General features: G+C 56.4%; 10 protein-coding genes. 7 read left to right on the top strand and 3 right to left on the bottom strand.

Features of this window, described 5'->3' with window-relative positions:
• Positions 1-9 precede the first annotated feature (9 nt).
• Both glyA and ACOZ42_RS12755 read left to right on the top strand, forming a co-directional pair.
• Positions 10-1,299, top strand: a complete 1,290-nt coding sequence (glyA, locus tag ACOZ42_RS12760) for a serine hydroxymethyltransferase (protein ID WP_003803210.1) — start codon at positions 10-12, stop codon at positions 1,297-1,299.
• A gap of 51 nt (positions 1,300-1,350) precedes the next feature.
• Positions 1,351-2,166: a DUF6216 family protein gene (locus ACOZ42_RS12755; protein WP_003803212.1), complete on the top strand. Its 816-nt coding sequence runs from the start codon at positions 1,351-1,353 to the stop codon at positions 2,164-2,166.
• On the opposite strand, the gene queC is transcribed toward ACOZ42_RS12755, so the two are convergent.
• The 3 genes from queC to ACOZ42_RS12740 all read right to left on the bottom strand — a co-directional run bounded on the left by queC (position 2,160) and on the right by ACOZ42_RS12740 (position 4,462).
• Positions 2,160-2,888, bottom strand: coding sequence for a 7-cyano-7-deazaguanine synthase QueC (gene queC / locus ACOZ42_RS12750; protein ID WP_426345228.1), 729 nt, complete (start codon positions 2,886-2,888; stop codon positions 2,160-2,162). The genes ACOZ42_RS12755 and queC overlap by 7 nt on opposite strands.
• On the bottom strand, positions 2,885-3,559 hold the full coding sequence (locus tag ACOZ42_RS12745; RefSeq protein ID WP_003803216.1) for a 7-cyano-7-deazaguanine/7-aminomethyl-7-deazaguanine transporter: 675 nt from the start codon (positions 3,557-3,559) through the stop codon (positions 2,885-2,887). The genes queC and ACOZ42_RS12745 overlap by 4 nt, the downstream gene beginning before the upstream one ends.
• A gap of 240 nt (positions 3,560-3,799) precedes the next feature.
• Positions 3,800-4,462: a TetR/AcrR family transcriptional regulator gene (locus ACOZ42_RS12740; RefSeq protein ID WP_003803218.1), complete on the bottom strand. Its 663-nt coding sequence runs from the start codon at positions 4,460-4,462 to the stop codon at positions 3,800-3,802.
• A 452-nt stretch (positions 4,463-4,914) separates the two neighbouring features.
• Here ACOZ42_RS12740 and ACOZ42_RS12735 point away from each other — a divergent pair, with 452 nt between their 5' ends.
• From ACOZ42_RS12735 to ACOZ42_RS12715, 5 genes are all read left to right on the top strand, one after another.
• A complete protein-coding gene (locus ACOZ42_RS12735) occupies positions 4,915-6,675 on the top strand; it encodes an alpha/beta fold hydrolase (protein ID WP_039943683.1) in 1,761 nt (586 codons plus the stop codon).
• A gap of 137 nt (positions 6,676-6,812) precedes the next feature.
• Complete coding sequence (locus ACOZ42_RS12730; RefSeq protein ID WP_003803222.1) at positions 6,813-8,318, top strand: efflux transporter outer membrane subunit; 1,506 nt, start codon at positions 6,813-6,815, stop codon at positions 8,316-8,318.
• Positions 8,315-9,394, top strand: a complete 1,080-nt coding sequence (locus ACOZ42_RS12725) for an HlyD family secretion protein (protein WP_003803225.1) — start codon at positions 8,315-8,317, stop codon at positions 9,392-9,394. The genes ACOZ42_RS12730 and ACOZ42_RS12725 overlap by 4 nt, the downstream gene beginning before the upstream one ends.
• Before the next feature lie 3 nt (positions 9,395-9,397).
• On the top strand, positions 9,398-12,139 hold the full coding sequence (rbbA, locus tag ACOZ42_RS12720; protein ID WP_426345227.1) for a ribosome-associated ATPase/putative transporter RbbA: 2,742 nt from the start codon (positions 9,398-9,400) through the stop codon (positions 12,137-12,139).
• Between the two features lies 1 nt (position 12,140).
• Positions 12,141-13,265: an ABC transporter permease gene (locus tag ACOZ42_RS12715; RefSeq protein WP_003803229.1), complete on the top strand. Its 1,125-nt coding sequence runs from the start codon at positions 12,141-12,143 to the stop codon at positions 13,263-13,265.
• Positions 13,266-13,314 lie beyond the last annotated feature (49 nt).

Here is a 13,314-nt window from a genome sequence, read left to right as displayed (position 1 = left end):
GGAAAAGCGATGTACGACAACACACTCACTCTGGCTGAATTCGACAAGGAACTGGCTCAGGCCATGGCTGGTGAACAAAGCCGTCAGGAAGATCATGTAGAACTGATTGCCTCGGAGAACTATGCCAGCCCCTTGGTCATGCAGGTTCAGAACTCCGTTTTCACCAACAAGTACGCTGAGGGTTATCCGGACAAGCGCTATTACGCCGGTTGCGAGTTTGTGGACGTGGCCGAGCGTTTGGCCATCGAGCGCCTGAAGGCCCTATTCGATTGCGATTATGCCAACGTGCAGCCTCATGCCGGAGCACAAGCCAATACCGCCGTGTTTCTGGCCCTGCTCAAACCTGGCGATACGGTAATGGGGATGAATCTGGCGCAGGGCGGGCACTTGACGCACGGTAATCCCATCAATATTTCGGGGCGTCTTTACAATATTGTTCCTTACGGCGTCGATACCCAAACCGGGCTGATCGATTACGACGAAATGGAGCGGATTGCTATCGAGACCAAGCCCAAGATGTTGATCGGCGGTTTCTCTGCCTATTCACGCGTGAAGGATTGGGCGCGTATGCGCCAGATCGCTGACAAGGTGGGTGCCTGGTTCTGGGTCGATATGGCTCATGTGGCCGGCCTGGTGGCGGCGGGTGAGTACCCCAGCCCCTTGCCATACGCACATGTGGTTACCAGCACCACGCACAAAACCCTGCGCGGCCCACGTGGTGGCGTGATCATGGCTAAAGGGCAAAGCGACGATTTCTACAAACGTTTGAATTCAGCGGTGTTCCCCGGCGTGCAAGGGGGGCCCTTGATGCATCTTATTGCAGCCAAAGCCGTTGCCTTCAAGGAAGCCTTGCAACCCGAGTTCCGTACCTATCAGCAAAATGTGGTGCGTAATGCCCGAGCGATGGCAGCGATACTGATTCAGCGTGGCCATACCATCGTGTCTGGGGGTACGGATAACCACATGATGCTGATTAACCTGTCGACCAAGCCTTATACCGGGCAAGAAGCCAGTGATGCCCTGGCGGATGCTTACATCACCGTCAACAAAAACTCAGTGCCCAACGATCCGCGCTCGCCCATGGTGACCTCGGGTATCCGTATCGGAACGCCTGCCGTGACGACACGGGGCTTTACCGTGGCCGATTGCGAGCAACTGGCGCATTACTTGTGCGATGTGCTCGATGCTTATGAGGCGGGCACGCTGGAGGCCGTCAAGCACGATATTCGTGAGAAGATCGTTACCTTGTGTCGTACGTACCCGGTGTATCAGGTACAAACGGAACCAGCCCAGCTGTAATGTGTCATTCTGTTGATAAGGACCCAGCCACTTCGGTGGTTGGGTTTTTTTATGATGAATACTATCTCAAGTCTTTTTTCTTATTTTTCTGCCGCTTTTAGTTTATTTATCTTTCTGAGCGTGTTGGCGGGCTTGCTCTACCTGTTCTTAAGGGGGGCGTATTTCATATTTTTCAATAAGCTATGGTCTTTCTTTCATCGCGACAAATTTTATGATGCTTATTTGGATGCCGAGCGAGAAAAATCGCTGGATGTAGAGCGTTTCAAGATCATGTTCGGGCTCCACCGCGTTGATGATATTCAGACAGTGAAAGACACACATCGCGCGGTGAAATGGGCGCACTCCAGCGCCATTGCTCTGAGAACACTGGGCAAAGCAGGGGTCTGGGTCAACTGGAAAGAGCAAAGAGTAGAGAAACCCAAGGCTGTGCAACGGGTAGTGCTGCCGATTTTTTGGGTTTTGATCACTTTTTTGATCGCGATTTTCGCGACTTTAGTCATCCGTCCCGATGCGATTATTAAATTTAAAGAAAGCGAGGTTTGGGCATGGCAGGGCGAGAAGGGCTTGCGCTCTTTCCTGGCGTCAGGAGATAAAAAATGGGTTTATGATCTTTCCGATTGCTCACTACCGAAACAAGCCCAGACCGTTCCTTTTCTTGAGGATGAAAGGGAGTGGGTTTGTGCGGCGGTCAAGTCAGGAGATTATTTTTCCAGCTTACACTCAACGGTGAAATTCCAGCGTTATTTCAGTGCGCCCATCCTGATTTTTCTGATGTGGTGTTCTGTTCTGCTGCTATTGAAAAGCCACTCTTTGTCCACCGCATTGCGTTTGCATCGAATCCTGCATCCCTGCCGAAATGCTCAATGACCGGGATCGGCACGCCGCCTGCTCCAGTTTGCATATCCTTTGGCGCGCAGTTCGCAAGCGGGGCAGCGTCCGCAGCCATATCCCCAGTCATGCAGCGCTTCCCGCTCATTCTGGTAACAGGTATGGCTGTCTTGCTGGATCAGCCTGACCAGAGCATCTGAGCCCAGTTGGTCGCCCATCTCCCAAGTATCAGCCTTGTCCAGCCACATGAGGGGCGTCTCTATGGTTAGGGGACGCTCTATGCCCAGACTCAGGGCGACTTGCAAAGCTTTAAGGGTGTTGTCCCGGCAGTCCGGGTAGCCTGAGTAGTCAGTTTCAGACATGCCGCCTACCAGCGTATCCAGCCCGCGACGGTAGGCCAAGGCAGCGGCCAAAGTAAAGAACAGCAGGTTGCGACCGGGCACGAAGGTATTGGGCAGGCCATCGTCCTGCACCGCAATGCGCATAGGCTCAGTCATGGCGCTGCCGCCTATCTGTCCCAGAACACCGGCGTCAAGCACATGATCTTCGCCCAGGCGCTCTGCCCAATGTGGAAAGTGTCGGCACAGATTTTCTCGCAACGTCTGGCGACATTGCAGTTCCGCATGGTTTCGCTGGCCGTAGTCAAAGCCCACGGTCTCCACAAACGCAAAACGATCCAGAGCCCATGCCAGACAAGTGGCCGAATCCTGTCCCCCCGAAAATAGGACCAGGGCTCGACGACGGGCAAGCTGCGGCTTCATGCTTTGACCTGCGCAGGGCTCAGGGCGCGGCGTTTCATGGTGCTGATCAGCGAGTTGAGCAAGACACCGTACATAGGAACAAACAGCAACAGGCTCACCCCCAGCTTGATGACGTAATCGACGAGCGCGATTTCGCCCCAGTGCTCCGCCATGAAAGGATTGCTGCTGCGCCAGAAGGCGATGCCGAAAAAGGCCAGAGTATCCAGTGCCTGCCCAAAAACTGAGGCGGCGGCCGGGGCGATCCACCACTGCGTGTAATCGCGGCGGATGCGGTCAAAGACCTGTACGTCCAGCAACTGTCCCAGCACATAGGCCGCGAAACTGGCCAGTGCAATACGAAAGACAAAGCTGTTGAACTCGCCCAGTGCCTGCAAGCCATTGAACTGGCCTTCATGGAACAGCACGGAGACGACATAGGAGGCGATCAGGGCCGGAAACATGGCGCGGGTGATGACGCGTCGTGCCTGCGATTTACCCATCAGGCGCACGGTCAGGTCGGTTGCCAGAAACACAAAAGGAAAGCTGAAAGCGCCCCAGGTGCTATGAAAGCCAAACAGCTCAATAGGAAGTTGAACCAGATAATTGCTGGCGATCACGATGAATACGTGAAAGGCAATGAGAAGTCGCACATACAGCGACAGCCGTGAAGACGGCATAGCGGGCAGAATCATGTCTGAACCTTTTTGGTGGATGGGGTGAGGGAACCCATTGAAAATGGACTGCAACCAACTATTGTACGGGCAGTTGCGGTTTGAGGGAATGTGTACCGGTCGCCAGTGTAGCGTGGGCGCCCGACCGCCTTATATGTCTGGCTTGATAAGGCTTATGGCTCAACGCAGGAGTGGGGCGATTGCACCCCCGCTTGCGGTTTGCAGCAGCCCGGCGCCTGGGGCTGGGCTGACCGATCCCATTTAAGCGGTGGGTTGCAGTTGTTCCATCAGCAGGCGCTTGTGCAACAGACGGACTTCTTCAAAGGCCACGGGCGAGTTTTCCGGTCCCAGGACCAGCAGGACCATCAGCCACATCAGGGAGGGCGAGGCAGCCAGCGTGTAGTCCGAGGCGCTGACATCGGGGCGGATGAGCCCACGCTGTATTCCCGCTTCAAAGAAAGCCTGGTTAGCCATGTAGTTCTGGCTCAGGAGCTGCTTGCCCCAGTAATGCGCCAGATCAGGCACTCGACCGCTTTCTGTCATCAATAGCCTGAACATGGCTTGCACATCCGGGCTGGACAGACGTTCATACAGTTGCTTGAGATACTCGTCCACGATACAGGACAAAGTATCGGCCTGGTAAGAATCCGATAGTTCGAAGGCATGGCCTTGAGCAGGCAGCAGAGTGTGGCGAAGCATGTCCTCGAATACCTCGTCTTTGCTGCTGTAGTGCGCGTAAATTCCGGACTTGGAAATGCCGGCGCGGGCCGCGATGCGTTCCAGCGAGGTACCCAGAAATCCCCGGTGAGAAAACTCTTCAAAGGCGGCGCTCAGAATTTCGCGTTTGCGCTCGGCCGAGGACAGGTAGCGTCGCTTGTTTGTGCTTTCGTTTTTTGTCGATTTATTGCTAGGTGAGTCTGTCATGTCATCCTGTAGGGATGGGCAAGAGATGGGGCCTGCAGTATATCAGGCCGTCAGTTTCGGGCCCCGGTTTGCCAGAAGGTAAGCGTGTCCTGGGCACATGCTTGTTTTGTCATATGGCGGCAGAAATAATAGTTCTGTCCTGACTTTAAAACCGTATTTGTTTCAATAGATTTCATTGGTTTTTCTTTTAGGTTTCTTCCCTTTTTAGGGAAGGTTTATTTATTTTCATTTCCGTTTTATTTCCCTATTTCATTTCAGGCACGGTATAACAACAAGTGCAGCTTGGATGTTGTGTTTTTATGTGTCATGAGCTTGATCTAACGCAAAGGTTTTTTATAGGTTTTTGTTAAAAGGCCTGCATGCAAAAAGTTTAGATGTAAACTGGTGTATTATCAAAAAGACTAAGCGGTCGTATCTGCTTTTTCTTTGGATGTACTTTTTGCGGAGTGACAATGGTGAGTAGGCAGTCCCCTGATCAGACTGAGCATCTGGACGCATCCGCACGAGCCGCTTGGGCTCGTATCTGGAGCTCGCTCTCTCCTGAATCGCAGTTTCTAGCCTGGATGGACTGGATACGCCATCTGGGTTTGAGCCCAGGTAAACAGGAGCAGCTCAGACAACTGGCTCAACGCCAGTGGGAGCAGTTGTTTCGCGAATGGAGCCAAGAGCTGGCAGCGGCGGCTCAACTTCCTGCTCACGCCTCTGTTCAGACCCCGTCGTCTGCTGCTGTTGCCGACCGTCGGTTTTCTGATCCTGCATGGGACCGTTGGCCATTCAATTTATTGCGACAGACCTATCAGGCGCAGCAGCAATGGTGGCAAAGTGCCACTGAAGGAGTGGCTGGCGTTGAGCCGCATCATCAAAAGCTGGTCGCTTTTGGTGCCGAGCAATGGCTGAACATGCTGAGTCCCAGCAATTTTGCCTGGACCAACCCCCTGGTATGGGACAGAACCCTGGCCGAGCAGGGCGCGAATTTCAGTCGCGGTCTGGAGAACTGGCAGCAGGATATGCAGGCCCAACTAGCGGGTGAGCCGCCTGTCGGGACCGAGGATTTTCAGGTAGGAAAGGATGTGGCCGCTACACCCGGCAAGGTGGTGTTGCGCAACGAGCTGGCCGAGCTGATTCAGTATGCGCCCAGCAGCAAGCAGGTCCACCCGGAACCCGTTTTGATTGTTCCGGCCTGGATCATGAAGTACTACATTCTAGACCTGTCGGCCCATAACTCCCTGATTAAATACTTGGTAGATCAAGGCCATACCGTATTTTGCGTGTCCTGGAAGAACCCCCAGGCCCAGGATCATGCTTTTGGCATGGACGATTACATTCGTCTGGGCTGGAAAGCCAGCCTTGATGCGATCAACGCGATTGTCCCCGGCCAGAAAATTCATGCTACGGGCTATTGCCTGGGCGGCACCCTGCTGGCGATCGCGGCAGCCGCCATGGCACGGGATGGCGATGAGCGCCTCGCTTCCCTGACCTTCTTTGCTGCGCAGACGGACTTTTCAGAGCCGGGCGATTTGTCCTTGTTCATCGACGAAAGCCAGGTCAGTCTGCTGGAAGCCCAGATGGCCGATGAAGGGTATTTACGCGCCAATCAGATGGAAGTGGCCTTTCAGCTTCTACGTTCCGCGGATTTGGTATGGGCGCCTTTGGTCAATAAGTATTTATTGGGTGAACGCCGTCCGCTTAACGATCTGATGGCTTGGAATGCGGACGCTACCCGTATGCCTGCCACCATGCATTCGCAATATTTGCGGCGCATGTATTTGAATAATGATTTAAGTCAAAACCGTTATCCGGTGGAAGGTCGTATCGTTTCTCTTGCGCACATTAATTTGCCTATTTTTTGCGTCGGCACTGTTTCTGATCATGTTGCCCCCTGGCGCTCTGTTTATAAGCTGCATTATCTGGTGCCTGCCGAGATCACGTTTGTTTTGACCACAGGCGGTCATAACGCCGGAATCGTCAGCGAACCGGGCCATCCGCGCCGTCATTATCAGATTCATACCCGTGCAGCAGGCACAGCGCCTGTTTTGGTGGACGAGTGGCAGGCACAAGCCGCTTCGCATTCAGGTTCCTGGTGGCCCGCTTGGAGTGCATGGCTGAAAGCGCGCTCGGGCGCGCAAACAAAAAAGCCACCGCAGATGGGTGCCGCCAAGCAGGGTTACGCCCCTCTAGGCCCCGCGCCCGGTCAATACGTATTGATGAAGTAAGCAGTCTGGTCATACAAGCTTGCACAACTGTGAGCTTGCCGCTTTGTTCCAGGTCGGCAACCGGCGCAACGCCAGTTGCTGACATGCTGTATTGCCTTGACGGCAGTTTTCTTTTTTCTCATTAGGCATGTTTCCAAATGGCTCCACAGACCCACGATGTGAGTATCAAGCATCAAAGCGTTGCGCGTCGTCCTTATTTCGCGCTGGCTGCCTTGCTGGTCACGCTGGCAGGTTGTGCCTCGATGGCGCCCGATTATGTTCAGCCCGCATCCCCTGTTCCGCACGCCTATCCGGATCTGTCCGCAGGGCAGGCCGAGGCGGTGCGGGCGCGGGACCTGGGGTGGCGTCAGTACTTTAAAGATCCGGTTCTGAGCAAGCTGATTGAAACCGCATTGGCCAATAACCGCGATATGCGAGTGGCCGTGTTACGGGTTGAGGAAGCGCGCGCCGCGCTGAACTTGCAGCGTAGCGAGCGTTTTCCGGCGTTTACGGTGGGCGGTCAGACAGCCCGGTCGCGTGTGCCGGGCGATATGAATCCCTCCGGGCAGGCCGTTACAGGCGGGGATTACCGTGCGCAGATCGGTTTGACCACGTGGGAGCTGGACTTATGGGGACGGGTGCGCAGCCTGGAAGATGCAGCGTTGCAGGGCTGGCTGGCAAGTGAGGCGGGTCGTCAGGCGGTGCATGTGGCCTTGGTCTCGCAAGTAGCCAATAACTATCTGGTCGTGCGCGAACTGGATGAACGCGTACAGATTGCCCGCAAAAGTGTCGAGAGCCGTCAGGAGTCCTATCGTATCTTTTCCCGCCGCTACGAGGTGGGGGCCACCTCCAGGCTGGATGTCACCCAGGTGCAAACCTTGCTGACACAGGCTCAGTCGCTACTGGCTCAACTGGAGCAGCAGCGGGCGGTACAAGTGCATGCCCTGCAGCAACTTCTGGGCGCGGACCCGGGCGTCCCCCTGAGCGGCGCTCCGCTCAACGAGAACGTGATGTTGGCCGAGCTGGCCCCTGGTTTACCTTCGGACCTGATGCTGTGGCGGCCGGATATTATTGCCGCGGAGCATACATTGCGCGCCGCCAATGCCAACATTGGAGCGGCGCGTGCGGCCTTTTTCCCACGCATTGCCTTGACGGGCAGTTTCGGCACGGCCAGCGCTGAGTTGGACGGTTTGTTCGATTCCGGCAGCAAGGCCTGGACATTCGCTCCTACCATTTCCCTGCCTATTTTTGATGGCGGCCGCCGCAGTGCCAACCTGGATGCGGCTTATGTACGCCGTGACATACGAGTGGCGGAGTACGAGAAAGCCATTCAGAGTGCCTTCCGTGAAGTCTCGGACGCCTTGTCGGCGCGTCGCTGGTTAAGTCAGCAGCTGGAGGTCCAATTGGTCGCCCGTCAGGCCCAGACCGAGCGCGCCCGTTTAGCGCAGATGCGCTACGACAATGGGTCGGCTGCTTATCTGGAAGTGCTGGATGCGCAACGAGACTTGCTGGATGTGGAGCAGCAGGTGGTGCAAACGCGCCGCGCACTGCTAGCCAGTCAGATTGCGCTGTACAGCGCCCTGGGCGGTGGCTTGGACCCCGCCGACACCCTGACAAACATTTCTATCCCTTCTCAATCGGATTCATCTTCGAGCCAGTTATGAGCACACCCTCTACCTTGAAAAAAAACATTGTTCCTGTCCTGATTGTTGCCGGGGTTCTAGGCCTGGGTTGGTGGGCATGGCAGAAAATGTCCAATACCGGTCCGGGTGACGGCTTTGTCAGCGGTAATGGTCGTATCGAGGCGACCGAGATTGATATCTCCACCAAGTTTGCCGGCCGTATCCAGAGCATTGAGGCCCGCGAAGGCGACTTTGTGAAGAAAGGCGAAGTGCTGGCTGTCATGCAGCAAGACAGTCTGGAGGCTGCCCGTGATGAGGCTGTTGCCGGTTTGCGGCAGGCTGAGAACAATGTGGCCGTTGCGCAGGCCCAGGTGGCACTGCGTGAAAGCGATGCGATTGCCGCCAAGGCGATGGTCGGGCAGCGTGAGTCCGAACTGGATGCTGCCCAGCGTCGTCTGGCTCGTTCCACCACCTTGTCCAAAGAAGGGGCCGCGTCGGTGCAGGAACTGGACGATGACCGCGCCCGCGTGCGGGGCGCTCAGGCAGCTGTTGCTGCCAGTCAAGCGCAAGCCAATGCGGCGGTTGCTGCCATCAATGCGGCCAAGGCCCAGTTGATCGGCGCCCAGTCTGCGGTTGAGGCCGCCCATGCCGCGGTTGCCCGCATCGAAGCGGACTTGCGCGACAGTGAGCTGGTCAGTCCGCGCGATGGACGGGTGCAGTTTCGGGTTGCCCAGCCTGGTGAGGTGCTGGGGGCCGGGGGACGGGTGCTCAATGTGCTGGATTTGTCCGATGTGTACATGACCTTCTTTCTGCCTAGTGAAGTGGCGGGCAAGGTGGCCCTGGGCTCCGAAGTGCGTCTGGTGCTCGATGCGATCCCCGATATGCCTGTTCCTGCCACCGTGTCGTTTGTTGCCAGCTCGGCCCAGTTCACGCCCAAGAGTGTCGAGACGGCGTCAGAACGTCAAAAACTGATGTTTCGTGTCAAGGCTCAGATTGCTCCAGAGCTGTTGAAAAAACACCTGGAGCAAGTCAAGACAGGCCTGCCTGGGGTGGCCTGGGTGAAGCTGGACCCCAATGCCAGCTGGCCTGAGTCGCTGACTTCCACCCTGACGGAGTAAACCATGCCCAAGCAGCAAGCGACGGCTGTTGCTCGTGTAACGGAGCTCAGTCAGCGTTATGGCGATACGCTCGCCCTGGACCGTTTAAGCCTGGATGTTCCTGCCGCTTGCATGGTCGGACTGATTGGTCCGGATGGTGTGGGCAAGTCCAGCTTGCTGTCCTTGCTGGCCGGCGCACGCGTGATTCAGGAAGGCCACATTGAGGTACTGGACGGCGATATGGCAGATAAAAGCCATCGCGATAAGATTTGCCCGCGCATCGCCTACATGCCCCAGGGGCTGGGCAAAAATTTGTACCCCACCTTGTCGGTGGAAGAGAACCTGCAGTTTTTTGGCCGTTTATTTGGGCACAATGCCGCCGAGCGCCGCCGCCGGATTGACGATCTGACACGCAGCACGGGACTGTATCCTTTTTTGACGCGCCCGGCTGGCAAGCTCTCGGGTGGCATGAAGCAAAAGTTGGGGCTGTGTTGCGCGCTGATTCATGACCCGGATTTCTTGCTGCTGGACGAGCCCACCACCGGCGTGGACCCCCTGGCCCGCAAACAGTTCTGGGACCTGATCGAGCGCATACGACGTGAGCGCCCAGGCATGAGCGTGATTGTGGCCACCGCCTATATGGATGAGGCTCAGCGCTTTGACTGGCTGGTGGCCATGGATGATGGGCGGATTCTGGCAACGGGTTCACCCCGGGAATTGCTGGAACGCACACAGAGCAAAAATCTGGAGCAGGCTTTTATTCGCCTCTTGCCCGAGGACAAGCGTCAGGGCCACCAGGAGGTTGTGATACCACCACTGGATGTGGATGCGAACGATATCGCCATTGAGGCCGAAGGACTGACCATCCGTTTCGGCGACTTTACCGCCGTGGACCATGTATCGTTTCGCATCCGGCGTGGCGAGATTTTTGGTTTTTTGGGCTCGAATGGTTGCGGCAAGTCCACCACCATGAAGATGCTGACGGGCCTGCTGCCGGCTTCAGAGGGTCAGGCCTGGCTGTTTGGTCACGAAGTCAATCCCAAAGACATCGATACCCGCCGTCGTGTGGGTTACATGTCGCAGGCGTTCTCCCTGTACGGCGAGCTGACGGTTCGACAAAACCTGGTGCTGCATGCCCAGCTTTTCCACGTTCCTGATGACCAGGTGCAAGCGCGTGTCGCTGAAATGGTGGAGCGCTTTGAGCTGGGCCAGATTCTGGATCGCCTGCCCGATGCCATTCCGTTGGGCATGCGTCAGCGCCTGTCTCTGGCGGTGGCGATGGTCCACAAGCCCGAGCTACTGATTCTGGATGAGCCAACTTCGGGGGTGGACCCGGTGGCGCGCGACAATTTCTGGCGTTTGCTGATCGAGCTGTCCCGACGGGACAAGGTCACCATTTTTATTTCCACCCACTTCATGAACGAGGCCGAGCGTTGTGACCGCATGTCCATGATGCATGCCGGTAAAGTGCTCGATAGCGACACGCCCGCCAATCTGGTGAAAAAACGGGGAGCGGCCACGCTGGAGGAGGCTTTTATCGGCTACCTGCTCGAGGCCAGTGGCCCCGAGCCGCAGGCCGAGCCCGCGACCGAACAGACGACGCTTGTCGAAGCGCCCGAGCAGCAGGAGCATCAGGAGCGTTTCAGTCTGCAGCGTCTGTTGAGTTACACCTGGCGCGAAACGCTGGAGCTGCGCCGTGATCCGGTGCGGGCAACCCTGGCTCTGGCCGGTTCCCTGATTCTTCTGTTTGTGATGGGTTTTGGCATTACTCTGGACGTGGAGGATTTGCGCTATGCGGTACTGGACCGTGATCAGACCAGCATCAGTCAGAACTACGCCTTGAATCTGTCAGGGTCGCGCTATTTTCTGGAGCAGCCGCCGCTGACGGATTATCAGGATCTGGACGATAGAATGCGACGCGGCAAGATTGCCCTGGCCATTGAGATTCCGCCGGGCTTTGGTCGCGATGTGTTGCGTGGCAGCAATCCTGAAATTGCCGCCTGGGTGGATGGCTCCATGCCCACCCGTGCTGAGACCATCCAGGGCTATGTGAAAGCCATGCATCAGCAGTGGCTGATTACGCAGGCCAAAGAACGTTTGGGAGCAGGGGCGCTGGTGACGCCCGCCAGTATCCAGGACCGCTACCGTTACAACCCCGATGTCAAGAGCCTTCCTGCGATGGTTCCGGCCGTCATTCCTGTGCTCTTGTTGATGTTGCCGGCCATGCTGACCGCGCTGTCTGTGGTACGTGAAAAAGAGCTGGGCTCCATCATCAATCTCTACGTGACCCCGGTTACGCGCGTGGAATTCCTGCTGGGCAAGCAGATTCCCTATATTGGCCTGGCGATGGTCAACTTTTTGTGCATGTGCTTGCTGGCCATCACGATATTCGATGTACCCATCAAGGGCAGCTTTCTAACCCTGAGTCTGGCGACCTTGATGTTTTGCGTGATTTCGACCGGCATGGGGCTGCTGGCTTCTACCGTGACTCGCAGTCAGATTGCCGCCATGTTTTTTGCCATGATTGGCACCATGCTGCCCGCCACCCAACTGTCCGGCTTGCTGAATCCGGTGTCCTCTATGCAAGGTCTCAGTCGCTGGGCGGGCGAGCTTTACCCTGCCACGCATATGTTCAACATCAGTCGTGGGGTGTTTAACAAGGCCTTGACCTTCTCAGACCTGCATGGCGCCCTGTTTGCCTTGTTGCTGGCCATCCCGGTGGTGTTGGGCGCTGCGGTCATGCTGCTCAGAAAGCAGGAGAGCTGAGATGAGAAAACTCAAGAATGTACTGTTGCTGGGTCGCAAGGAGCTCTGGAGTCTATGGCGTGATCCCATGATGCTGCTGCTGATTGTGTACGTGTTCTCGGTCTCGATTTACACCTCGGCCACTGCCCAGCCGGAAACCTTGAACAATGCGCCTATCGCAATTGTGGATCAGGACCAGAGCCCCTTGTCGGCCCGTATTGCGTCGGCCTTTTATCCGCCGGAGTTCATTCGCCCGCACATGATCGAATACGGCGAAATGGATTCGGGTATGGACACTGGGCAGTTCACTTTTGTGCTGAACATTCCTCCCAATTTTCAGCGCGATGTCCTGGCGGGGCGTAGCCCCGAGGTGCAGCTCAATATTGATGCCACTCGCATGAGCCAGGCCTTTACCGGCAATAACTATATCCAGCAGGTGGTAATGGGTGAGGTCAACGAATTCGTGCGGCGCTACCGCAGCGTTGACACCTTGCCGGTGGACCTGGCCTTGCGTGTCCGCTTTAACCCCACGTTGGAAAAAGCCTGGTTTGGCAGTATTGCCGAAGTCATCAACTCGGTTGCCATGCTGTCCATTATTCTCACCGGGGCTGCCCTGATCAGAGAGCGCGAGCACGGCACCATTGAACACTTGCTGGTGATGCCCGTCACGCCGGGCGAGATTATGGCCTCCAAAGTGACGGCCATGGGGCTGGTGGTTCTGATCGCCACGGCTGCATCGCTCAAGTTTGTGGTGCAAGGTCTGCTGGGTGTGCCGATTGAAGGTTCCATTGCGCTGTTTCTGTGCGGCGCAGTGCTGTGTCTGTTTGCCATGACTTCCATGGGTATCTATCTGGCGACCTTGTCGCGCAGCATGCCCCAGTTTGGCCTGTTGCTGATGCTGACCCTGCTGCCCATGAACCTGCTCTCGGGCGGGCGCACGCCCCGTGAAAGCATGCCTGAAATTGTGCAGCATCTGATGCAGCTTGCCCCCACCACGCATTTTGTGTCGTTAGGGCAGGCCATTTTGTTCCGTGGTGCCGGTATTGAAACGGTGTGGCAACCCTTTTTGGCCCTGTTGGTGATCGGGACGGTTTTGTTCGTTCTGTCGCTACGGCGTTTTCGTAACACCATCTCTCAGATGGCTTGATGGACTGGGCCCCGTCAGGGGGCACTTTTTTCCTTTAAGGAGATTTCGA

Origin of the sequence: Alcaligenes sp. HNGD-HTN06, assembly GCF_049932565.1 — a bacterium.
Lineage (GTDB): Bacteria > Pseudomonadota > Gammaproteobacteria > Burkholderiales > Burkholderiaceae_B > Alcaligenes > Alcaligenes ammonioxydans.
This window is presented reverse-complemented; position numbering and strand designations above follow the sequence as displayed.